This window comes from Ectothiorhodospiraceae bacterium BW-2 (assembly GCA_008375315.1).
GTDB lineage: Bacteria > Pseudomonadota > Gammaproteobacteria > Thiohalomonadales > Thiohalomonadaceae > BW-2.
This window is the reverse complement of record CP032507.1, coordinates 3710103-3732170: the sequence shown is the minus strand read 5'-3', so window position 1 is coordinate 3732170 and position 22068 is coordinate 3710103. Positions and strand designations below refer to the sequence as shown.

The 22068-nt window shown below is 46.2% G+C and carries 23 protein-coding genes and 1 pseudogene; 17 read left to right on the top strand and 7 right to left on the bottom strand.

Annotated features, from left to right (window positions below; genetic code table 11):
- Positions 1 to 403: 403 nt before the first annotated feature.
- From D5085_17500 to D5085_17470, 7 genes are all read left to right on the top strand, one after another.
- Entirely contained in the window at positions 404 to 808 is a 405-nt protein-coding gene (locus D5085_17500; GenBank protein ID QEP44773.1) for a hypothetical protein, read from the top strand.
- Positions 805 to 1854, top strand: coding sequence for an IS3 family transposase (locus D5085_17495; protein ID QEP44772.1), 1050 nt, complete (start codon positions 805 to 807; stop codon positions 1852 to 1854). The genes D5085_17500 and D5085_17495 overlap by 4 nt, the downstream gene beginning before the upstream one ends.
- A 390-nt stretch (positions 1855 to 2244) precedes the next feature.
- Positions 2245 to 4374 (top strand): hypothetical protein, encoded by a 2130-nt coding sequence (locus D5085_17490; protein ID QEP44771.1) that lies wholly within the window; start codon positions 2245 to 2247, stop codon positions 4372 to 4374.
- 33 nt (positions 4375 to 4407) lie between these two features.
- On the top strand, positions 4408 to 6132 hold the full coding sequence (locus D5085_17485) for a type I secretion system permease/ATPase (protein ID QEP44770.1): 1725 nt from the start codon (positions 4408 to 4410) through the stop codon (positions 6130 to 6132).
- Positions 6122 to 7435, top strand: coding sequence for an HlyD family type I secretion periplasmic adaptor subunit (locus D5085_17480; GenBank protein ID QEP44769.1), 1314 nt, complete (start codon positions 6122 to 6124; stop codon positions 7433 to 7435). The genes D5085_17485 and D5085_17480 overlap by 11 nt, the downstream gene beginning before the upstream one ends.
- Before the next feature lie 4 nt (positions 7436 to 7439).
- Positions 7440 to 8759 (top strand): TolC family protein, encoded by a 1320-nt coding sequence (locus tag D5085_17475; GenBank protein ID QEP44768.1) that lies wholly within the window; start codon positions 7440 to 7442, stop codon positions 8757 to 8759.
- A gap of 119 nt (positions 8760 to 8878) precedes the next feature.
- Positions 8879 to 9547 (top strand): DNA-binding response regulator, encoded by a 669-nt coding sequence (locus D5085_17470; protein QEP44767.1) that lies wholly within the window; start codon positions 8879 to 8881, stop codon positions 9545 to 9547.
- 16 nt (positions 9548 to 9563) lie between these two features.
- On the opposite strand, the gene D5085_17465 is transcribed toward D5085_17470, so the two are convergent.
- Together D5085_17465 and D5085_17460 are read right to left on the bottom strand one after the other, a co-directional pair.
- Complete coding sequence (locus D5085_17465) at positions 9564 to 11765, bottom strand: response regulator (protein ID QEP44766.1); 2202 nt, start codon at positions 11763 to 11765, stop codon at positions 9564 to 9566.
- A gap of 368 nt (positions 11766 to 12133) precedes the next feature.
- Positions 12134 to 13378: a hypothetical protein gene (locus D5085_17460; GenBank protein QEP44765.1), complete on the bottom strand. Its 1245-nt coding sequence runs from the start codon at positions 13376 to 13378 to the stop codon at positions 12134 to 12136.
- A 344-nt stretch (positions 13379 to 13722) separates the two neighbouring features.
- Between D5085_17460 and D5085_17455 the strand changes: the two genes are divergently transcribed.
- From D5085_17455 to D5085_17445, 3 genes are all read left to right on the top strand, one after another.
- A complete protein-coding gene (locus tag D5085_17455) occupies positions 13723 to 14208 on the top strand; it encodes a hypothetical protein (protein ID QEP44764.1) in 486 nt (161 codons plus the stop codon).
- Between the two features lie 108 nt (positions 14209 to 14316).
- A complete protein-coding gene (locus D5085_17450) occupies positions 14317 to 14697 on the top strand; it encodes a hypothetical protein (protein ID QEP44763.1) in 381 nt (126 codons plus the stop codon).
- A 94-nt stretch (positions 14698 to 14791) separates the two neighbouring features.
- The gene (locus D5085_17445) at positions 14792 to 15439 is read left to right on the top strand and encodes a hypothetical protein (GenBank protein QEP44762.1); all 648 of its coding nucleotides are present in this window, start codon (positions 14792 to 14794) and stop codon (positions 15437 to 15439) included.
- Here D5085_17445 and D5085_17440 read toward each other — a convergent pair.
- The 4 genes and pseudogenes from D5085_17440 to D5085_17425 form a co-directional block, all read right to left on the bottom strand.
- On the bottom strand, positions 15411 to 16901 hold the full coding sequence (locus tag D5085_17440; protein ID QEP44761.1) for a bifunctional (p)ppGpp synthetase/guanosine-3',5'-bis(diphosphate) 3'-pyrophosphohydrolase: 1491 nt from the start codon (positions 16899 to 16901) through the stop codon (positions 15411 to 15413). The two genes, D5085_17445 and D5085_17440, sit on opposite strands and share 29 nt — an antisense overlap.
- Before the next feature lie 46 nt (positions 16902 to 16947).
- A pseudogene (locus tag D5085_17435) lies at positions 16948 to 17100 on the bottom strand (BrnT family toxin).
- 114 nt (positions 17101 to 17214) lie between these two features.
- Positions 17215 to 17526, bottom strand: a complete 312-nt coding sequence (locus tag D5085_17430) for a putative addiction module antidote protein (protein QEP44760.1) — start codon at positions 17524 to 17526, stop codon at positions 17215 to 17217.
- Between the two features lie 3 nt (positions 17527 to 17529).
- Positions 17530 to 17826, bottom strand: coding sequence for a type II toxin-antitoxin system RelE/ParE family toxin (locus tag D5085_17425; protein QEP44759.1), 297 nt, complete (start codon positions 17824 to 17826; stop codon positions 17530 to 17532).
- A 179-nt stretch (positions 17827 to 18005) separates the two neighbouring features.
- Here D5085_17425 and D5085_17420 point away from each other — a divergent pair, with 179 nt between their 5' ends.
- From D5085_17420 to D5085_17410, 3 genes are read left to right on the top strand one after another with little or no spacing between them, the layout of a single operon-like run.
- On the top strand, positions 18006 to 18863 hold the full coding sequence (locus D5085_17420; protein ID QEP44758.1) for a hypothetical protein: 858 nt from the start codon (positions 18006 to 18008) through the stop codon (positions 18861 to 18863).
- A complete protein-coding gene (locus tag D5085_17415) occupies positions 18806 to 19147 on the top strand; it encodes a toxin (GenBank protein QEP44757.1) in 342 nt (113 codons plus the stop codon). The genes D5085_17420 and D5085_17415 overlap by 58 nt, the downstream gene beginning before the upstream one ends.
- Entirely contained in the window at positions 19144 to 19464 is a 321-nt protein-coding gene (locus D5085_17410) for a transcriptional regulator (protein QEP44756.1), read from the top strand. The genes D5085_17415 and D5085_17410 overlap by 4 nt, the downstream gene beginning before the upstream one ends.
- Before the next feature lie 119 nt (positions 19465 to 19583).
- Here the strand turns inward: D5085_17410 and D5085_17405 are convergent, their stop codons facing one another.
- The gene (locus D5085_17405; GenBank protein QEP45214.1) at positions 19584 to 19718 is read right to left on the bottom strand and encodes a hypothetical protein; all 135 of its coding nucleotides are present in this window, start codon (positions 19716 to 19718) and stop codon (positions 19584 to 19586) included.
- Between the two features lie 189 nt (positions 19719 to 19907).
- Between D5085_17405 and D5085_17400 the strand changes: the two genes are divergently transcribed.
- The 4 genes from D5085_17400 (at position 19908) to cysM (ending at position 22059) form a co-directional block, all read left to right on the top strand.
- Complete coding sequence (locus D5085_17400; GenBank protein QEP44755.1) at positions 19908 to 20189, top strand: hypothetical protein; 282 nt, start codon at positions 19908 to 19910, stop codon at positions 20187 to 20189.
- Between the two features lie 179 nt (positions 20190 to 20368).
- Positions 20369 to 20605: a hypothetical protein gene (locus tag D5085_17395; protein ID QEP44754.1), complete on the top strand. Its 237-nt coding sequence runs from the start codon at positions 20369 to 20371 to the stop codon at positions 20603 to 20605.
- Positions 20606 to 20692: 87 nt separating this feature from the next.
- Entirely contained in the window at positions 20693 to 21154 is a 462-nt protein-coding gene (locus tag D5085_17390; protein ID QEP44753.1) for a peptidylprolyl isomerase, read from the top strand.
- Between the two features lie 5 nt (positions 21155 to 21159).
- A complete protein-coding gene (gene cysM / locus D5085_17385; GenBank protein ID QEP44752.1) occupies positions 21160 to 22059 on the top strand; it encodes a cysteine synthase CysM in 900 nt (299 codons plus the stop codon).
- Positions 22060 to 22068 lie beyond the last annotated feature (9 nt).

Here is a 22068-nt window from a genome sequence, read left to right as displayed (position 1 = left end):
GAGATTGGTCTATCGATCTAGCACAGCCTGATTATGCGTGGGATTACACAGATTGGCGATATATCAAAAACGGTGATAACGGGTTGAGCTTTACAGTTGTTGATCCAAATGGCAATGTAACCGAGTTTGCTCAGACTTTTTACATTTGGACAATGGGAAATAGCTACTCATTAGATACCACAAAAACTAATTATATCACTTTGCTTCCTTGGAGTACATCTGCAACATTTTCTGTTGAAAACCTTACAACACCACAAGATCAGGTGACACCAAGCTACTCTATTGATGAAAAAGGTAATCTAACTATCGATACCTCCGGATACCCTGAGTGTCAAGATACCCTGAGACCACCCCTGATGAGAAATGAATGTAGAATCAGGGGGGGCAACAGAGGAGATACACGATGCCCAAAGATACTACCGTTTTACCCTCCAACGAGGTTACCGACCCCGATGAAGAGAAGCGCTCCTACCGCAAATTTAGTGAGGAAGAGAAGCTTCGGATCCTAGCAGAAGCAGAGCAGTGCAAGGAGCCGGGTCAGCTAGGCGAGCTGCTGCGCAAAGAGCAGATCTACAGCTCCCATCTGACCAAATGGCGCCGACAACTGCAAGCACAGGGGCAGGCTGGCCTGAAAGGGAAACAGAGTGGTCGCAAACCGAGCCTAGACAAGCGAGATAAGGAGATAGAGCGTTTAAAGAAGGAAATTCAGCGTCTTAGCCAACGGTTACAGCAGACCGAAGGGGTGATTGCGCTCCAAAAAAAAGCCTTCAGCTTATTGGAGCAGATGAACACAGAGATAAGCTTATGAGATTAGTTGAAAAAGAGTGCCCCAGTTCGGTGAGCATAAGAGCCGCTTGCGATAGCCTAGCGCTCTCGCGTGCAGGCTACTACCGCCGACAGGCTCCGGTTGTCTCCCCCCGAGCGAGCCTTCCAAGACCCGTCGCAGCCAATGCGCTGAGTGAGGCAGAGAGGCAAGCCGTTCTGGGGCTTTTGAACAGCGAACGATTCTATGACCAACCTCCGGCAGAGATCTATGCTAGCCTGCTGGATGAAGGGAAATATTACTGTTCAATCAGTACGATGTATCGGATCCTTCGTGCTAATCAACAGACGGGAGAGCGGCGAGCTCAAAAACCGGCCAAATCACACGCTATCCCCCGATTACGGGCGACCCGCCCGAATGATGTTTGGACATGGGATATCACTAAGCTTCCCACCACAGAGCAGGGTAACTTCTTGAATCTCTATGTGGTGATGGATCTCTACAGCCGTTTTATTGTGGCTTGGATGGTCTCAAGGAAGGAGAATAGTGAGCTCTCCAAGCTGTTAATCAGTGACGCAGCGGCTCGCTATCGGGTCGCGCTCAGTGGCTTAACACTGCATCAGGATAGAGGTGTGCCGATGACCGCCAGAGGCTATCTCGACTTGATGGCCGAACTGGGGATCACCTGCTCCCACAGCCGTCCACGAGTCAGTAACGACAATCCGTTTAGCGAGAGTCAATTTAAAACACTCAAGCAACAACCCGATTATCCTCAACGATTGACAGGAGTTGACCATGCCAGAATATGGTTTAGTGACTATGTTGACTGGTACTGTTTCCACCACCACCATCGAGGGATTGCGTGGTTCACTCCAGAGCAGGTATTTACCGGTCGTTACAAGGAGGTTAGCGAGCAGCGTGAACAGGCGCTGAAGCAGGCCTATCAGCAGCATCCGAAACGCTTTATTCATGGTGAGCCCAAGGTTAAGCAACCCCCTACTGAGGTATGGATTAACCCCGCTCTACCGGAGGAGGGGGTGGGGTCGCTGGAGGTCAACTATCCAACCCTGAATAGAGCGAAGGAGAGATGAGTGACGGTGCCGCTAGTGGGTCTATCGTCGATGGCTTTAGCCGGTTGTGGTGGCTGAATGACAGAGCGTTATCCATAGCCCGCCCCCCGGAGACCCCCTTATTATCGTAGGGGGGCGGGCTGTGGGTAACGCGGTGCAGGAGGGAGGTTCCTAGATTAGGGGTTGCAGTTCGCCTTGCAGCTCCCCCTTGCTGAAGGGCTTGGCTCTTGCGGCAAAGGGCCATGAGGGTCATGTTCGCTCCTTGTTGCGTCATGACTCAACATAGGCGAAATTTACCGGTGAGGGCAGTGGCAATCACCGGCTAGATTTAGAGCTTTATTTTTTTAACAACTGGTCTCAAATTGCTTGACAGCTTCCGGATATGAACACCTTTCACAAGGTGAATATGAGGTGTTGTTGTTTGATTATGATCTTGTATTTCCAGATGGGTATGTAAAGCAGATGCAAAAAAGTGTTGTGATCACAGGGACTAACGCAGCGCCAAGGATTGACTCAAACTCATCAATGCTTCAAGGCAATGTTGAAGAGTTTGAGGATAGCTATAATAGCTCAGGTAGCCATATAACTGTTGGGAATATTGTCTTTAGTGATGTTGATGCCAGTGATACTCACCATGTAGATGTTAGTGCCAATGGAGCTAATTATCTGGGTAATCTAACTACAGAAATTATCACAAATGATGATGGCTCAACGGTAGTAAACTGGATCTTTGATGTAGAAGATGGATCGCTCGATTTTTTGACCGATGGACAAAAGCTTGTGCAGAACTACACTGTAGATATCGTAGATGATAAAGGTGCTAAAGCAACACAAACTATTTCTATTAATCTTACCGGCACAAACGATGCACCTGTTGCCACACCGCTTCAAGCTACTACCAATGAAGATGCAGCCCCATCGACGATTGACTTAAGTGCAGAGGTAAGTGATCCGGATGGAGACTCGTTTAGTATAGGGAATATCGTGCAGACAAAGGGATGGTCGGTAACTTTTTATCAAGATGGAAACAACATTGTTGTCGATCCAACAACTTTACAGTTTTTAAATACTGGAGAGACAGAAAATGTTGAATTTACCTATGATATAACTGATTCAAACGGTAAAAAATCAACAAACACTCTTGCTTTAGATGTTGAGGGTATAAGTGGCGATGTTGTTGCTCCTATCACTCCTACCAATCAGTTCACAAATTCAAATCAAAGTCTTTGGCAGTCGGGCCCATCAGTAGTAACACAAAATAATAGTGACAATAGATGGACGATAATCGATATGGAAGGGACAGCTAATTTGTATGATTATTGGTTTGGTAACACTAGGTTTCAAGCAGGAGTGGATTATAGTATGCAGGTTGGCTATGGTTTGCGAATTGAATACTCTGAGAATAATCACGTTAGCTCAACTATTCCTTTTGATCTTGCTTCAAACATCACATATGAAGAAAGTACTGATTCAATCTATGTTTTTTCTCCACTTGGTCCAACGGTGTATAACCCAACTTTAAATGCACATATGGAGTATAAGCCGAAAATATCTCTTTATACTTTTGCGAATTTTGAGATGAGTGATTTTTATAAGGCATATAAATATGGAAATGTAACCTACACCGATGCCAAGGGTAATATTGTAAAACAAGCTTATGAACCTATTGAAGAGATTGCAAATGTCACCAATACTACTTACACTACCAATGGTCCAATGGAAATACCGATGGTTACACTAGACAGTATTGGACTTCCAAAACTTCCGATACCTGGGACCAGTAGTTTGATTGGTGTATCGACTGGAGAACCTGTGGCTGATTTACCTATGACTACAAATCCTCTTACTTATAATACAAGTGATCCTGATATTATTGGAACTTTGTTAGCAGAAGGTAAAAGTAATGATTTTGCCCGAATCTGGTTTGATGTGGATGAACTTCTTGCATTAATCGCCAATAAAGCAGCAGGAAACCATTCAGGTATTGTATTTAATCCGTTTAATATCAGGGCTTCTTTTCAAGAAATTATCACAAAGATTATTGGACCGAATAACCCTAGCACTGCCAAAGTGCTAGACAAAATGCCAGGCTTGTTAAAAGATTTAAAAATAGAGCTTCAATTTTTGGATTTGGATGTTTTTGTAGGAGTAAATTTTATAGAAGAGTTGCAACTTGCATTGAATAGTACTAGTGCAACACTTTTGATGGAAAATGGAGATAGGTTACCTTATACATATGGCGATACAATGCAAATTGATAATGCTTCATACTATGATGAAAATGGCGATGGTAATGTGGATGTGCATATGCTTCTTGGGTTGGATGCAGATATGACTCATAATCAAGATTTTGGGATAGATTTGGGTTATCAGTTGGATTTTTTAAAATTTTCTGTGGCAGGTGTAAATGTAATTGGTCCTGTACAAAGCTATACCGGTCAGACAAATATTGCAGCGATAGATATGAATGATGCTACATTTGATTTTGTTTATCCTGAAATTGTGGGTGTAAGTGAGCAGGTTGATATATCTGTAGCTTAATAAGTAATGAATAGTAAGGATATAGGGTAATAGATGAAAAAAGAACAAAACAAAACTTCAATCACCCACTTAGAAAGGACTCTTAAAAATGTAAAAAGATCATTTTTATATGTGGGCCTGTTTAGTTTTTTTATAAATTTATTGATGTTGGTGCCCTCTATCTATATGTTGCAAGTGTACGATAGAGTGCTTACAAGTCAGAGTGTTGAGACTTTGGGTTTGCTTACATTGATAGTGGTGTTTTTGTTTGCAACGATGGGATTTTTAGAGATCATACGATCAAGAATTTTAGTAAGAATAGGAAACAAAATAGACATTGAACTCAATACTCAACTTTATGATACTATATTTTACTCAGCACGAATGAGCCCTGAAAACGCTTCAGTTCAACCGCTTAATGATTTAACCAAGCTTAGACAGTTTATGACGGGAAATGGTGTCTTTGCTTTTTTTGATTCCCCTTGGTTTCCTATCTATCTTTTTGTGATGTATCTTTTTAGTCCATGGTTTGCACTCTTTACACTGTTTGCTGCGGCTGTTATTTTTACCATTACGCTTATAAACGATAAAACAACCAAAAAGTTTATGGAAGAGGCAAACAAGATGAGCTTTGAGTCTGTAAATTATGTGGATAAAAATATCGCCAACAATGAGATTATCCACGCTATGGGGATGAATGAACAGATTAAAAAAAGATGGCTTGATAAGCATTTAGAGTTTTTAAACTTACAATCAAATGCAAGTGACACAAGCGGCAAGTGGTCCAATACAAGTAAAACCTTAAGACAACTCTTTGCATCTTTAACATACGGTATAGGAGCATATTTGGTTATTGAGGGCTCTATAACTCCCGGGATGATAATAGCCGGTGCGGTATTGTTAGGGAGAGCATTAGCACCTATTGATCTTTTGACAAACTCATGGAAGAGCTTTTCTGATGCAAGAGGTGCTTATAAAAGATTGAATGGCCTATTAGAGGATCTCTCAACTATACAAAATACCACGAAATTACCCGCTCCAAAAGGGGAAATATCTGTTGAAAAAGTGGTCGTGGTACCGCCTCATAGTCAAATAGAAGTTCTTAAAAATATAACTATGAATATTCCAGCCGGGACAGCGGTAGGGGTTTTAGGGCCAAGTGCTTCCGGAAAATCAACTTTGTTAAGGGCTATTTTAGGTGTTTGGCCGCTTAAAGAGGGGATTATAAGACTTGATGGAGCCGATATACATCAATGGGATAGCAAAGAGTTGGGAAAATACATTGGATATCTTCCTCAAGATATAGAACTATTTGAAGGTACAGTGAGTGAAAATGTAAGTAGATTTGCCGAGATAGAGTCAGAAGAGGTTGTAAAAGCTGCAAACATAGCCGGTGCCCATGAGATGATACTCAAGCTTCCAAACGGATATGATACTCTTATCGGTCCAAAAGGTACAATTTTATCAGCAGGGCAAAGACAAAGAGTAGGGTTGGTTCGTGCACTTTATAAGAGCCCCCCTTTGATTGTGCTTGATGAACCTAATTCAAATCTTGATGAAGATGGTGAAAAAAAGCTTTTAGAGGCGATTATTGCAATGAAACAGAGTGGTTCTACTATTATTATTGTGACGCACCGATCAAATATCTTAAGTGCTTTAGATACGATAGCTATATTAGCTAATGGCGAATTAAAAGCCTATGGAAATAAAGAGGATGTTGTTAAGATTATGCAATTTCAGGCCTTGCAAAATTATCAAAAGATGAAAAATGGAAAATAATCAAAAACTCCCTGCTATAGATGATGGTAAATATATAGCAATTGGAATATTTGCCTTAGTTATTGTCTTTGGGGTGATTGGCTTATGGTCTGCTTTAGCGCCGATGGATTCTGGAGTTATGATCTCCGGACAGGTTGAGGTAGAAGCTAATAATAAAATCATTCAACATCTTGAGGGAGGGATTGTTGATAAAATTAATGTTAAAGATGGTGATAAGGTTAAACAGGGTGATGTTTTAATTGAGCTTAGCCGTACTCAGGCTCAATCCTCCTTGCTCTCTTTGCAGGCTAATTACTATGAAACATTAGCGCTAGAAAATAGGCTTATTGCGGAAAATGAAAACATGAGTAGCATTAATTTCTCTGATGAGCTCCAATCTATTCCGGATCAAATGAGAGAAAAATTAATTAATGCCCAAATTGATATTTTTACTAACAATAAAAGCTCGTTTGAAAAAAATAAACAGATCGCTAGCCAAAAAATAGAATCGTTGCGGGAGCAAATTAAAAGTCTGCAGGAGAATATTGCTATTAAATTAAATTTAAAGAATTCTTATGAGGAGGAGGCGGCTGAACAACAAGATCTACTTAAGGAGAATCTGATTGATAAAACACAGCTACGAGAGGTACAGAGAAAAGTTCAGTCACTTGAGTCAGAAATTTTGACAGCCCAAACCGAAATACAAAAAGCAAATATACAAATTAATGAAATACAAACACAACTTTTGCTATCTGAAGAGGATGTTTTTAGAAAAGTAAAGGATGAGCTGCGCAAATCTCAAACAGCACTAGCTGATATGAAGGCAAAAATGCTAGCGATTACAGATATGCTGCATAGAACCTCTATCGTTGCACCCGTAGAGGGTACTGTGCTTAATTTAAAAGTACATACACTAGGGGCTGTTATCCCTGCTGGTGAGCCGATTATGGAGATTGTACCTAAAGGGTCAAAGTTAATTATTCAGGCACAGCTTGATCCTCAATATATCGATTATGCCAAAGTGGGCTTAGGTGCAAAAATGAGATTTCCGGCATTTCAAATGAAGGGAAAAATGATTGAAGATATTACAGGCGAGGTGATATTTGTATCTGCAGATAGTGTTAGAGATAGTGAAGGTATAAGTTATTATATCGTTAAACTTATTATTAATGAGCATGGCAAAGAGGTATTGTCACGAAATGATTTAGTGGTTGTGGCGGGTATGCCTGTTACTGTTACACTTTTAATTGGTTCTCAAACACCATTAGAGTATCTTTTAAAACCATTAGCTATGATGTTGGAAAAGGCTTTTCTGGAAGAGTGAAATTATGGGAAAATATTTAATTTTAACTATGTTGCTATTTTCGCTTGATCGGTTAGCTGCTGAGGTATTGAGCTTTTCAGATCTGTATCAACTCTCTTTGCGCAACTCAAGAGATATAAAATCGTATGAATTTCAAACGGAATCGCAACAGGAGTTGGTCAAACAGGCAAAGTCAAAACTCTACCCAAAGATTAATTTTGCTTCATATTATAAAATATCAGATCAGCAATTAAATTCAACCTATTCTTTTAACACTGATCAGCGGATAAAACAGACCTTAAATAGCAATACCATCTCTATTGAGCAGCTAATTTATGATAAAAGTGTCTATTCTGGTATTTCAATAGAAGAGATGAAGTCTGAGTTATCAAGAATGGAGTTAGAGCTCAAAAAGCAAGAGCTTGCTCAAGAGTTATTTAAAGTCTATTTAGATATCTTAAAATCTAAAAACAAAATCGACTACCATCGATACTATCTGCAATATACTGAATCTAAACTTAAAGCGATAGAAAAGAAGTATAAACTTAACTTGGCTAATAAAATGGATTTTCTGGAAGCGAATGTTGATAAGAATTCTGCCATAGTAAATTTAAATAAAGAAGATCAGGTTTTTAACTTAAATAGATTAAAACTAAGTCGGTATATTGGTGGTACTGAGTTTGATTTACCAAAAGTTTTTTCTGATAGCTTATCTATGCAGCATCTTGAAATAATAAAAAATCATATTTTAGATGATGGTGCTAATATTTCAGCTGGGCTCAGGTTAAATCAGGCACGATTAACTATGGAGATGAGAAAACTGGAAGTTGAGCGTGCTTATGATACCTACTATCCAACACTAGGCATGAGTGCTTCATATTCTCAATATGATACTGATACACCAACGACAGATAGTCAGTATGATGTTAGTCAACAGTTAATGATTAATCTAAAACTACCCTTGTATTCAGGGGGATATCTGTCGTCAACACTCTCCCAGGCTAAACTTGCTTTAATGGCTGCTAATGAAACATTTTTAAGTGAACAAGAGCAGGCGGCATTAATTTATGATGAGTTATTGCTTAAATTTAACTCGGCAATTGAAACTATACAAATTTATAATGGCGCGATTGAATCGGCCAAACTATATGTAAAAGCTCTGGAACAGGGGTATAACCATCAATTACGAAGCATTATTGAGCTAGAGGAGGCAAAAAGCAAACTCGCTCAGGTGGAATATCAATATATAGATAGTTTGTATGAAATGATTGATGCCTATATTGGGCTTTTGATTTTGACTAATAAGTTTGATAACATCTATCTTTTAGATGATTTAATTACATAATATTTTTTATATGAGAGAGGATAAAATCTGGTGCTGATGTGTTGCAGTAGTAAAATAGGACAGGCTGCTTTTATTGTGCATGAGCGTTTCTGTTTACCATTTATTTGCGGTCGATTTATATGGAAAGAAAAGCCGACTCTTCATCACAAATTAAACAACTGATTCGAACTCTGCTGGTCGATGATCAACTGTTAACCCTGGATGCTATGGAGCTGCTGTTGCATAGCCTTAAAAAACCTAAAATTAGTGTTGTTGGTCGTGCTGTTAATGGCATTGAAGCAATTCAACAAACGATGCGGTTAAAGCCGGATCTGATTTTAATGGATTTACTAATGCCTGTGATGAATGGCGGGGACGCGGCGTATCAGATCAGCCGCCGCTTTCCCGATATTCGGATTTTGATGCTGACTGGTAACGAAGGCCTTGACGGGGTAGTGCGTACGGATAAGCTTGGTGCGCACGGTTATGCATTAAAGACAGCCGATAAGGCGTCTTTGAGTCGCTCTATTATTAGTGTGATGTGTTATGACGGTGAGTTTGTCCGGCCAGATTATATATTGGAGGGTAGCGATTCTGCACAGGATAGTGCAATCGATTTAACCCGGCGTGAGCAGCAGATATTAAAGATGGTCGCTGAAGGGTTAACCAGCAAGGAGATAGCAGAGAAAATCTCAATTAGTATTCGCACGGTGCAGAAGCATCGGGAAAATATTATGCGCAAACTTGAGTACCCTACGATGGCAAAATTGATAAAAATCGCAAATCAACTAAAGCTGATTATTCCCTAACTTAGAAAATTATCTCTCACTCAGATACTCTCCGTTTTGTCAGGTATCTTTGATACCCCTGCTGTAAATCTTTCCAGCTTGATGCGATCTGGGGTAAGGGTAGAGGCGTCGTATTACAATTTTGTTGTAACGCTTTAGCTGACGCCGCCAGCTCATCAAAACCAAATAGTTGGCAGTGCCCTTTGACGACATGAGCCAATAGCCCCAGTTTGGCATACTCTTGCTGTTGAAATGCCAGTACCATCTGCTCTAAATCTTGTGCCATCTGTTGGTAGAAGCGCGGTAGCAAGGGTTGTAGGGTGTTCTCCTCTTTCTCATTAGGCGTGGTAGCGAAAACAGTGTCGTGATTACCGGTAAACTGGTTAAGGGCATGAAATAGCTCTGCCCGGGAGATAGGTTTGACGATAAAGTCGTCTATATCACAGTGTTGTGCCCGCTCTATCGCCTCCTGCTGGCTATCGGCACTGACAATAACAATCGGAGTGCGGTTTAAGTGGCGCTGCTGCTCTAACTGACGGATGGCATAGGTGGTCGATATGCCATCAATATCGGGCATATGTAGATCCATTAATACAATGTCGAATAGATTTTTCTGATAGCTCTCCACGCCTTCACGGCCATTATGAGCAAAAATTACCTTACAGCGGGTGTGTTTTAGATATTCGGCTATCACTTGGCGATTGAGTTCTGAATCTTCAATTACCAGTATATTAATTGCATTGGCCGGAGAGAGGAGCTCTGGCTTATTTTGAGGGGGAGCGGGGTGTTTGGCGTCGGGAGGGTAGGTCGCGACTGCTAAAGGTAGGGTAACCGTAAATAGCGCTCCGCCATTAGCGTTATTTTGGGCGTAAATCGTGCCCTGCATCTGCTCGACTAAGTTGCGGCAGATGGTTAGTCCAAGCCCTACGCCCTGATATTTCCGGGTTACGGAGGAGTCAACCTGCTGAAATGGGTCAAATATGCGCTCTAGCTCCTGCGGCGGAATGCCGATACCGGTATCGCTGACACAGATCTGAATTTGGTTATCGGCCGAGTCTGATCGGCTGATAGTCACTTTCACTGTGCCCTGTTCGGTAAATTTGATGGCATTACCGACCAAGTTGATCAATATCTGCCGAATTCGTTGCTTATCACCTATAAGGAGTTGCGGCAGTTGACTATCTAGATCGACAGTGAGCTCCAGGCCTTTGTTTTGGGCAAGACCCTGAGTCGAGATGATTGCTCGTTTGACCGTCTCTCGCAGATCAAAAGGGGCATTCACCACGCGATTGACATTAGCTTCAAAACGGGAAAAGTCGAGAATATCTTCTACCAGATCCTTTAAGTGGTGCCCTGCTGTGGATAAGATATTGAGTTGGCGCTGATTATCGCTATTATCTAAGCGCGGATCTTCTGATAAAACTTCGGTCATCGCCATAATGGAGTTAAGAGGGGTGCGAATTTCATGGCTAATCACAGCCAGAAATTCGCTCTTAGCACGACTAGCCTCCAGAGCTATCTGCTCTGCCCGCCGCCGTTCGTTAACCTCATTCGCTAGTTTTTTTCCCTGTAGCCAGCTATGGCGCTGTAGACGATTCATACTGCGAATCACACCACCACCAATAGCAATGACGCCGAGAAGCATGACCGGGTGGCGAATTATGGTCTCCAAATTGCCTTCTACTATAACCACATAGACACCTAACAGAATTGTGCCGCCAATAAGCGAGGCGAGTGTTGTTAAATACCAGCGAATATGGATAAAGGCATAGTAGATAAGAATAATAAAAAATAGGAAGGGCGCACTTAAAAGGTTATTTTCAAAATCGGGAGCTGCATGGTAGGCGTAGGTCTCTACCGCCTCAGTTATTCCGGTAACGATTTCGGTGACAAAAATCAGCAGTTGGAATCGAAGCGTATGACTATAGTTGTTGAAGGTCGCTATAATAGATAGCATAAAGAAGCTGAATAATAGGATTCTTGATAGCATAATCCAGCCAAAATATTCGCTATTACCCAGATCGATGTGGTTTTGCCAGGTCGCGAGTAGATAGGCCAATGTGCTGACTATCAGTACCATCCTAATCTGTAGCGCCCGCTCTCTCCAGTAGAGCTGCTGATACTGCTGCTCCAGTTTCGGGTCAATAAACTCTCCGGTCAGACGGGAGATGCGTTCATCTACAGCTGTCGGGTTTAAACTGTTGCTATCGGTGCGTAATGTCGAAGAGCTTTTATCCATAATGAGTGAGAGACCAAGATAAGTCCTACCGCCCGCGACTAATTTTAAGCACCTTATCCAGCCCGCGCAGGCGGCGCATGACTGTGGCTAACTCCTCGCGGCCATGAACCGCTAAGGGGCCTTGTTCATCGTTTCGTCAGGGACAGCCACAAACCGGCAGCTTGCCCGATTTTACAGCAATTCAGAGTCACCGCCAAACCAGCATCACTACATAGCCTTGCTTTCTTGGCGACAATACCCCCCCTCTTCTCAACATTTCCTTGTTGAAAAGTCAACTATTTCAAATTGTACAGCGGTGTTGAGTGAGCTTGTCTCCAGTGTGTAATGAGGGTTATCCCGAATTTCGGAGCGGGGATCTCCATCGTCTTTTAATTGATGAGTCGAATCTGGCAGGGGCGCCCGGTGAGTTGGGCTAATTTCGTTACCGACAGTTTTCGTTCAGTCATAACGGCAATCATCTTTCCCCAGATGCGCTTTAAGGTCATCTTCCCCTGCATAACACTTTGAAATGTCTTGCTAAATACCAGTAACTGATTGATGATGTGAGCTATTTGCAAGCACTGGTAGTAATTCTTGGTCGCCAGATAACTCACCCGTGAAAATTTGTGCTCTAATGCATATCCATGATTTTTTTGGGTATTAAAGCCTTCGTTCTCTATTTTCCAGCGTAAGCGTCCGGTACGGCTCAATTCCGGTGCCGTATTCCAGTTGATGGGATAGGAGCTAATGTGAACGAACCGATTTTCAATTATCTGCCCCTCTTTGTCGGTGGTTGTCTCTATGCATTCCAGCCAGTGTAGTTTCACGCCATGATAGTCAATATCGTTAATCCATGTATAGTTTTGCTCAATGACATTATCCTGTTGCCGTAGAATGATTTTTCGTTGATTGCCGGATGTTAACTGGCACAAGGATTTAACCTCTTCCCAAACAGATGGCAGATTGCCATCCTTGAAGGTGACTATCCAGCCCCAACCATACTCTGAGCAAATTTCGAAGAATCCCTGATAAGGATAGAGTCCATCGGCAACCAGACAGATGGGTAGACGCGGAAACGCCGATTTCAACTTTTTTGCTAGGCGTTTGAATGCCTTACGCTCACAATCCTGTTTGTCATAGTTGCCCTCTTCGGGGTTTTCCAGCCACTCTGTGGCAATGGAGATGGCGAAGCCGTTAGCGGTAATCAGTTTGGCCTCTAAAACCATGTTATGCCAGCTACTTTTACCGCTGCTGTAGTCTTTGTGCAGCGCCTGTTCATGGGGACACTCTGTAAAACTATGAATCCCGCTCGCATCCACCGCAATGACAAACCATTCACCAAACAGCCGTTGATTGTGGAATATCTTCTTTTTCAACAGCGCCCTAACCATGGATTGAGTCAGTTTTTGCAGTTGATCCTCCGTGAGTTGTCGCATGACATTATCGACGGTATCCATATGAGGTAGCGGCATTTTGAACAACCGCTGGTAGTTTTTGCGAAAGCGTTTCTCTTCGCGCAGATTATTCATTTCATTACGAGAACCGGCTTTAAAGAGAAACATGGCAATGCAGGCCGTAATAAGAGCCGCCAAATCATAATTAGTAGATGTCCGGCACTCATCCAGCTCTCTCATCTGCTCAAAGAGAGCAGGAAAGAAGTGTGTGATGGTCAGGTGGAGTTGATAGACGACATCTTTGCGCTGTAATTTACGTTTATTCCGATTCTTTTTTTAGACCGGACGGATTGGTTCGAAGCTGATTTTCGTGCAGTTGACATGCGGTTACCTCTCAAAATTGGAGATATATGGGCTATTTTTGCTGGAAAAAATAATTTTTTTGCCAATGTAAGTTTATGAAGTTAGTCGGTTATGGAGCTGCCCCTGAATTGCTGCGATTTTACAAGAGACATGACACATACACTCATGAGGCGTAAAATCTGTTGACGAAAACCATTTATCGCCACAAAAGAGGAAGTGTCATGTCAGAAGCAAGTGTAACTGAATCGGTCGCAAATCCCAAGCAGAAACCGCGCCGTAGCCGTATAGACATTGCCCAACTGTTAGAGCAATACGAGCAAATGACTCAGGAGCTGAGTGAAGCCGACATTGCACAGCACTTGGACATTCCTCGCACCACACTGCGTCACTGGCGTCAGCGCAAAGAGTCGCTGCCTTGCTCACCGGTGGTGGCTGACTTTTTTGAGCACCCGGATGGAATTGCGTTTCTGCATCGATTGATTATTACACTTCACCTTTGTGCTGAGTTATCAACCGCATGGTCTGCGGGGCGTGATGCAAATGATTCAGCTCAGTGGACTGGATATTTTGTGGCTAACTCACTGGGGTCTCAGCAAGCCGTTGCCCAGCCAATTGAACAGAAAATCCTTAGCTATGGAGCCGAGCAACGCGAACAGGCCGTTGCCCACCGCAGCCAAACGCCGGTAAAGCCTATCAGTTTGATCTAAGATGAGACCTTTCATCCTGACATTTGCTTAGTGGCGATGGAAGCGGTGAGTGGCTATATTTTTGTGGAACAATATGCAAAGGATCGTAGCGCCGATACCTAGAATAAGGTGGTAGATGAGTCGATTAACGAGCTGACTATGAAGGTTATTCAATCAACCAGTGATGAAGCGAAAGGCCTCATCAGCCATGCCAAACATTACGAGGCCAATCACAGTCCCGATCTTTTTCACCTACTCCACGAAATAGCCAAAACACTTTTTCGGCGTTTTTCACAAAAATATAGCGAATGCCTGGCAGAACTCGATAGTGCTCAGATAAGAGTCAACTCTTGGCAAGACCGGATAGAGAGGCAACAGACTGAGCCGAGAGGCCCCGGCAGACCTGCTAACTATCAACCCGGACTGGAGCAGGCTCAAGCAGTTCTTGATAAAGAACAACGCGCTTTCGAGCAAATCGCCCGCGACTATCAGCAAGCAAGCCAAAGATGAGCTTAACGGCATCAGTTCAGACTACCATTTAGTCGACTTGCAAAAGGGCACAGGGTTACCGCCAGAAGAGCGCATCGACTTAATTCGACAGCGCATGGAACGGCTAAAATCGTTAGTCTATCGCTATGGTTTAGGCGATAAAGTGATCGCCTCTATTGAGAAGGCTGAGCGCCTACTCCCGGCAATGCAACAGACGCTTTGCTTTGTGACTGAGACGATTAATACCCGACTGAAGGAATTCGATCTCAACGAGGAGATAACAGATGCTATTCATGATCAGCTTATTCCGGCGCTCTACCTTCAACGGGTAGCTCAGAGAATGACCACCGCAGAAAAAGCCCAACCGATCGCCGCTACCAGTCAGGCGTTGCTCGAATCCTTACGCCAACCCGAACACCCCATTATGTCACTACCTGAGCAAGAAAGGGCACAAATTGAAGCCGTAGCCAATGAGTGCGCTGACCTGTTCCAGCGCTCCAGCTCTGCCGTGGAAGGGCGCAATGGCCACTTGGCGCTTTGGCATCATCATTTGCACCGACTTAGCGATGAGAGGCTCTCTGCACTAACTATCGTACACAACTATCATAACGCAGCAGGAAATGACACTCCGGCACAACGTTTGTTTCAGCGGCCGCATGACAGTCTATTTGCTTACCTGCTCAATCAGGTTGATCTACCTCGGCGCCCCGCACAAAAACGAGTAAAACCGGACTCTAAGCCTGTGCTAGCGATGGCGGCCTGACGAAACGATGAACAAGGCCGGTCGCGGCAACCGTGGCCAGCACCCCGCGCTGATTGGAGACGCTAACGCGCAGATCGGCCAGAAACAGGGTGTTATCGTGCATCGAATCCCAGGTGACATCGACCCATTTTTGCGGATGTTTTTGGTAGGTCGCGAGATTATTACAGTTACAAGTGTGGATCACTACACCGCGCCCGGAGGTGAAGTAGCCAAAGATGGGATCTCCCGGAATCGGGCGGCAGCACTTAGCGTAGGTGACGATACTCCCTTCGGTACCGCGAATCGCCAACGTACTTTTAGCCTCGGCGACCGACTGCTCAGCATCGTGCTGCTGCAGCAGTTCGCGGGCGATGAGCGGGGCAAGGTGGTTACCAAAGCCGATTTCAGCGAAGAGCTCGTCGCTACTCTGTAGCTGCCACTTCGACAGTCGCGGTGTAATTAACTCTGCCTGTTCTAATTCGGCAAGGGTGTGGTGCAGACTTTTAAGTGCGGTATCGAGCATACGCCGACCCAGCTCTATCGCCTCATTGGTTTTTATATTTTTTAAGTAGTTTCGGATACTGGTGCGCGCCTTGGCTGTGGCGACAAACTGTAGCCACGAAGGGTTAGGCTGGGCATTGGTATCGGTAATAATCTCGACCCGCTGGCCGTTGTGCAGCGCAATATGGAGCGGGGCAGGGCGACCATCGACCCGGGCGGCGATACAGTGGTTACCGATATCGGTATGGACGCTGTAGGCAAAGTCGACCGCGGTGGCGCCGCGTGGCAGCGCGGTAATCTCCCCTTTGGGGGTAAAGACATAGACCTCATCCGGGAAGAGATCGAGCTTAACGCTCTCCAGAAACTCAAGCGGATCGCCGGCGCTCTGCTGCATCTCCAGCAGCTTCTGCATCCACTCCCGCACTCTCGATTCGGTGACATGAATGCTACTCTCCTCATCCGATTTATAGAGCCAGTGGGAGGCGATACCGTGCTCCGCTTCGCGTTCCATCTCAATGGTGCGAATTTGAACATCGATCGGAAAGCCGTAGCTACTTTGCAAAGAGGTATGCAGCGATTGGTAGCCGTTAATTTTGGGAATAGCGATATAGTCTTTAAACCGCCCCGGCACCGGTTTAAACAGGTTATGCACCATGCCGAGTGCTCGATAGCAGGCATCGACCCGGGGGACAATAATTCTGACGCCGAAGAGATCAGTCACCTCTTTAAACGAGAGGTGTTTATCGCGCATCTTTTGGTAGATGCTGTAGAGGTGCTTCTCCCGACCGGTGACGGTTGCCTCTAGCCCCTCTTGGCGCAGCCGCTCCTCTATTAATAAGCGATAGACTGAACGGGAAAGTCCCAACATGGTGACTCGGCCTGTCATCGACAGCATCGCTTCAGCGATTCGAACTAAACGACGCTGATTTGTTTTTCCTAACTCGTAGCTTAAACAGGTTAAAAGTAACATAATGTCTGGCATGGGCTGGGGCTCCGGTGTTCGCTTGTTGTTTCGTCACTTAAGCTTATCACCTTAGCCCCTCGCCCTCCTCATTTTTTTGGCGAAGGTATTGTGCTGTGCCAAATGTTAAAAATCTCTGTTCATCAATGGAGCGATCGGGATCATCAAAACTGATTGCTAAAGGCTCTCCAAAAACCGTGGCTGCTTCCTGAAACGAAACTTGATTCGGGGAACAGGCGCTTTAATGCTTCGAGATTGTCGCCGATGACATCGTGGCTGTTGTGCTCGGTTTCGGTGAAGGGTTCCATTTTGGCTTTTTCGGTCATTGGGGTTCCTAAATACTATCGAGCGTTTGTGGTTTATTCGCTTGCGCCACCAACTTAACGCCTAATGCGTGACAGACACGGTTAATCGTCTCAAATCGTGGTTTGGCGTTTGGGCGCAGGGCTTTATAGAGTGCTTCACGGGTGATGCCGCTACGGCTGGCAATGTCGCTCATCCCCCGTGCACGCGCAATGTCGCCAATGGCGGCGGCTAAGAGTGCAGGATCATCCTCTTCCAGCACGATGGTCAGATATTCGGCAATCGCCTGCTCATCTTCCAGATGTTCGGTCATATCAAACTCAGGTAAATCGGCTATTTTCATCGTCTAATCCTCAAGTTGACGCAGTAATGCTTTAGCTTTGGCAATATCGGAAATTTGGCTCGATTTATCGCCGCCGCCTATCATAATCACCATGACACCATTTCGTATGGTGTAGTAGAGCCGCCAGCCAGGGCCAAAAAATTCGCGCATCTCAAAAAGTCCCTCACCTAACGGTTTGGTATCACCCAAATTTCCCAAAGAGGCTTTACGCAGTCGGGTGGCTAATCTTCTGCGTGTCATGCCGTCTTTAATGGTGGTAAACCAGCGGATAAATTCCGGAGTCTGTTTAATGGTGTACATGGTTTGATTGTAATCGCTCGATTACAGATTGACAAGACAATGCTTTTACGAGCGTTGTCATCGTCTGATTGAGTTGCCGCAGTTCGCCATTGAGTGTGATTTGGCGACTCATCTGCTTTTCACGCTTCAGTTGGTTGCGTAGTGTCTGCTGTTTTTTACTGCGTTGATCCAGTTCGTTAATGGTTGTCATGCGCACAAGATTTAAAAGACACTGGCCAGCTATATTCTGCTGGGAACACACGCATTTCCATGTCGTCTTCATCGACGGCATTTTCGAACCCGACCTGGAGCAGGGCGCACACTTCATCGAAGTGGAGGAACTCGATGCGGACGACGCCGAGGCGGTGCAGACCCAAATCCGCCGCCGCATCTTGCGGGCGTTCGTGCGGCGGGGATTGCTGGAAAAGGCAGATCGCCAGGAGATGGAGCAGTGGGACCACGGCGGCGGGTTCTCCCTCGACGCCAGCGTGCGGATCGCGGCACACGACCGGCGAGGCCTGGAGCGTCACCGGCATCGCTACTACGGCGTGCTCGCCCCCAACTCACCCCTGCGGCCGGCGGTCACCGCCCTCGCGCCTCAGCCCGTGGCGGCGGAGCCTGACTTGGTAGCAGCCCGCCGAGGGGCTGCCGGACCGACCGTTGCTGCTCGCGCGAAACCCGCTTCTTTCCGTCTCTCTCCCTGCCGCGACAACTGCCTCAAACACCTCCCGACAGGCCAATTTCTGTTTCATCGTCGCCTTCCGGTGGTCCGAAGGGGCTCTGACCGAATCTTGACGGCACTCTGGAGCTGGGGGATACTTTGGCGTAGGCGGTTGGATTTCCTATCCGTCAAAACCGGCAGTAGAAAGGCAGTGGGCATGCCGGGAGCGGGAGAACCAGGAGGTGTTGGTGGCCTCAATGAGGGGATATTAGTTAATGATATACGCCTTTATTCTCTCTTTAATGGAAAAATATACGCTAATAGCGTATATTTTGGGCTATGGACGCTATTTTTGTTGAACTCCCCCCATTCGAACGCTACAGACAACGCTACATGACTGATGAAGCTTTTAGGCGGTTACAGCTGGAGTTACTTCATAATCCTGTAGCTGGTGATGTTATTCAGGGAACAGGAGGATTACGCAAAGCCCGATTTGGCGATGTGGAACGCGGGAAAGGAAAGCGCGGTGGGATCCGTATCATTTACTACTGGTGGACTGAAGGAAAACAGTTTTGGCTTTTCACCCTCTATACTAAAGGGGAAGTTTCCGATCTTTCTGCGAAAGAAAGGGAGTTGTTATCCGGGCTTTTAAGGGCAGAACGCAAGGCGCGACAGGTATGAGTAGAAATTTATTCGACGAGCTAGTAGAAGGGTTTGATGCACTCAAACAAGCAAGGGATGGCAAGACGACACTCAGAACCCATGCGGTAGAGACATCAATGGATAAGTCTTTAGAGCTAGGGGCAGATGAGTTAATCCGGGTACGAAAGAAGCTGCACCTATCACAGGCTATATTTGCCCACTATCTTAAAATTAACAAACGCACGCTGGAAAACTGGGAGCAAGGCCGGACGAAACCCAATGCTCAAGCTGCTGTTTTGATTCGTTTAGTTGATCAATATCCGGACACGCTGGAAAGAATTGATAGCTGCTCTTAGACACTGCCACTACGATACCCGTTAAGCAAAGAAACGAACCTAACTGGCGATAACCATGCTTGTCGTGGCTTATGCAATACCGGGCACCATGGGGTCAAGTCTTGACATCACGCATTTAGCTAGGCAATGCCGCCATCGGCATTGATGCGGCGGTTGAGGTGGAGGCGCGCCTTGGGATCGTATTCGTAGTGGGTGGTACGACCGCTTTCGTCGCTTTGGCCGGTTTTGCGGCCCAGGGCGTCAATAACAGCAATGCGGTTACCGTTGGCGTCCTATTGGTCATCGACGGCATTTTCGAACCCGACCCGGAGCAGGGCGCACACTTCATCGAAGTGGAGGAACTCGATGCGGACGACGCCGAGGCGGTGCAGACCCAAATCCGCCGCCGCATCTTGCGGGCGTTCGTGCGGCGGGGATTGCTGGAAAAGGCAGATCGCTAGGAGATGGAGCAGTGGGATCACGGCGGCGGGTTCTCCCTCGACGCCAGCGTGCGGATCGAGGCACACGACCGGCGAGGCCTGGAGCGTCTGCTGCGCTACTGCGCCCGCCCGCCATTTGCCGCCGACCGACTGGAGGAGATCGATGCCCAGCGGTTGATCTACCACCTGCCCAAGCCCGGCCCGGACGGGCAAATCCAGATCATCCTCTCGCCGCTCGAACTGATCGGGCGCATCGCCGCCCTGGTTCCGCCGCCCAGGTGTCACCATGGAACCCACAACGGGTAGAGCAACGCATTGGCCGTTGTCATCGCTATGGGCAGCAATTTGATGTTGTGGTGATCAACTTCCTCAACTATGATCATTGCAACAACACCCCTCCCGCTACCCGTTAGATCAGCGCCCTGTGAGGGGTTACTCGTTTCTGGGGCCAGCAAAATTCGATCTTCTGTTGCTCGGGAGGTCAAATGAGTCGCAAAGCAGCCCCTAAAATCGCTTTTACCAAGCCCCCTACAAGCTTTAGCGATCAAGTACGCTTCGATTCGGTCGATTCTCCGGAGATCCGCGAACTGCCGCAATATTTTTCAGTCGGTGAGATGTCGCTTATCGATAATGCTAACGCGCTATTACGCCTATTGGCTCAGGAGCAGCCGATCTGTCTATTGCTCATTGATGTCGATCACTTCAAAAGCCTAGATGAGTAGGCAGAATGTGGGTTCACCATTGCCGTCAGAGGATGAGCGGTGTTAAAGTGGCGCGGTAATTTTGAATCAAGCTGAACTGGAGAACTTATGTCTATTTGTGCCAATAAAGTTGTTACCTTCAACTACACCCTCACCGATGATAGCGGCGAGATTATTGATCGCTCGACAGAGGGGGAGTTTGCCTATCTCCACGGTGCGGGCAATATCGTGCCGGGGCTGGAGCAGGCGCTGGAGGGGCGTAGTCAGGGGGAGAACTTTAGCGTGGCTATCGAGCCGGAGTTGGCTTATGGTGAACGCAATGAGTCGATGGTGGAGACGGTTAAACGCACCATGTTTGAAGAGGAGGAGTCGATCGAGCCCGGCATGCAGTTTCATGCTCAGTCGGGTGATGGCCGGACAATTGTGATTACCGTTGTCTCAGCTAACGATGATGAAGTGGTCATCGATGGTAACCACCCTCTCGCCGGTGTGCGGCTCAATTTCGATGTCGCGATTATTGATGTGCGTGATGCTACCGCAGAAGAGCTCGACCATGGTCATGTTCACTAACCGCGATGGTGCCTAATTTACCCACTATTGAGCGCTTTATCGGCAACACCCCGCTGGTTAGGCTGCAACGGCTGGCGAACGATCTGCCCGCTACGGTACTGCTGAAGCTGGAAGGGAATAATCCGGCAGGTTCAGTCAAAGATAGGCCCGCGCTGAGTATGATTAACCGCGCCGAGGCGCGGGGGGAGATTCAGCCCGGTGATACCTTAATCGAAGCGACCTCTGGTAATACCGGGATTGCGCTAGCGATGGCGGCGGCGATTAAGGGGTATAAGATGGTATTGGTGATGCCGGAGAATATGAGCCTTGAGCGTCGTGCTTCAATGAAGGCATACGGTGCCGAGCTGGTATTGGTCTCGCAGGAGGCGAGTATGGAGGGGGCACGAGATTTAGCGCAGCAGCTAGAGGATGAGGGGCGGGGTAAGGTGCTAGATCAGTTCGGTAATTTTGATAACCCCCAAGCCCATTATGAGACCACTGGCCCCGAAATTTGGCGCGATAGCGCCGGTCGCGTGACCCACTTTGTCAGCGCGATGGGAACCACCGGCACGATTATGGGTACCTCACGCTATCTAAAGGAGCAAAATAGCGCGATTGAGATTATCGGCGTGCAGCCGCAGGAGGGGGCGTCGATTCCCGGTATTCGTCGCTGGCCGCCGGCCTATTTGCCATCGATCTTTGAGGCCTCAAGAGTCGATAAAATCGTAGATGTATCGCAACAGGCGGCGGAGACGCTAACTCTCCGTCTGGCGACAGAGGAGGGTATCTTTTGTGGTATCTCTTCCGGTGGGGCGCTAGCTGCGGCGCTACAGATTGCACGAGAGGCGGAGCCTGAGAGTGTGATAGTCTCTATCGTCTGTGATCGAGGCGATCGCTACCTCTCGACGGGTCTCTTTTCGAGCTAATGGCACGAA

Excerpts from the sequence above, each read along its gene's own strand:
- D5085_17500 (QEP44773.1), top strand. The coding sequence starts at position 404 with ATGCCCAAAGATACTACCGTTTTACCCTCCAACGAGGTTACCGACCCC.
- D5085_17495 (QEP44772.1), top strand. The coding sequence starts at position 805 with ATGAGATTAGTTGAAAAAGAGTGCCCCAGTTCGGTGAGCATAAGAGCC.
- D5085_17485 (QEP44770.1), top strand. The coding sequence starts at position 4,408 with ATGAAAAAAGAACAAAACAAAACTTCAATCACCCACTTAGAAAGGACT.
- D5085_17480 (QEP44769.1), top strand. The coding sequence starts at position 6,122 with ATGGAAAATAATCAAAAACTCCCTGCTATAGATGATGGTAAATATATA.
- D5085_17475 (QEP44768.1), top strand. The coding sequence starts at position 7,440 with ATGGGAAAATATTTAATTTTAACTATGTTGCTATTTTCGCTTGATCGG.
- D5085_17470 (QEP44767.1), top strand. The coding sequence starts at position 8,879 with ATGGAAAGAAAAGCCGACTCTTCATCACAAATTAAACAACTGATTCGA.
- D5085_17465 (QEP44766.1), bottom strand. The coding sequence starts at position 11,765 with ATGGATAAAAGCTCTTCGACATTACGCACCGATAGCAACAGTTTAAAC.
- D5085_17460 (QEP44765.1), bottom strand. The coding sequence starts at position 13,378 with ATGAGAGAGCTGGATGAGTGCCGGACATCTACTAATTATGATTTGGCG.
- D5085_17455 (QEP44764.1), top strand. The coding sequence starts at position 13,723 with ATGTCAGAAGCAAGTGTAACTGAATCGGTCGCAAATCCCAAGCAGAAA.
- D5085_17445 (QEP44762.1), top strand. The coding sequence starts at position 14,792 with ATGGAACGGCTAAAATCGTTAGTCTATCGCTATGGTTTAGGCGATAAA.
- D5085_17440 (QEP44761.1), bottom strand. The coding sequence starts at position 16,901 with ATGCCAGACATTATGTTACTTTTAACCTGTTTAAGCTACGAGTTAGGA.
- D5085_17430 (QEP44760.1), bottom strand. The coding sequence starts at position 17,526 with ATGAAAATAGCCGATTTACCTGAGTTTGATATGACCGAACATCTGGAA.
- D5085_17425 (QEP44759.1), bottom strand. The coding sequence starts at position 17,826 with ATGTACACCATTAAACAGACTCCGGAATTTATCCGCTGGTTTACCACC.
- D5085_17420 (QEP44758.1), top strand. The coding sequence starts at position 18,006 with ATGGTTGTCATGCGCACAAGATTTAAAAGACACTGGCCAGCTATATTC.
- D5085_17415 (QEP44757.1), top strand. The coding sequence starts at position 18,806 with ATGGACGCTATTTTTGTTGAACTCCCCCCATTCGAACGCTACAGACAA.
- D5085_17410 (QEP44756.1), top strand. The coding sequence starts at position 19,144 with ATGAGTAGAAATTTATTCGACGAGCTAGTAGAAGGGTTTGATGCACTC.
- D5085_17400 (QEP44755.1), top strand. The coding sequence starts at position 19,908 with ATGGAGCAGTGGGATCACGGCGGCGGGTTCTCCCTCGACGCCAGCGTG.
- D5085_17395 (QEP44754.1), top strand. The coding sequence starts at position 20,369 with ATGAGTCGCAAAGCAGCCCCTAAAATCGCTTTTACCAAGCCCCCTACA.
- D5085_17390 (QEP44753.1), top strand. The coding sequence starts at position 20,693 with ATGTCTATTTGTGCCAATAAAGTTGTTACCTTCAACTACACCCTCACC.
- cysM (QEP44752.1), top strand. The coding sequence starts at position 21,160 with ATGGTGCCTAATTTACCCACTATTGAGCGCTTTATCGGCAACACCCCG.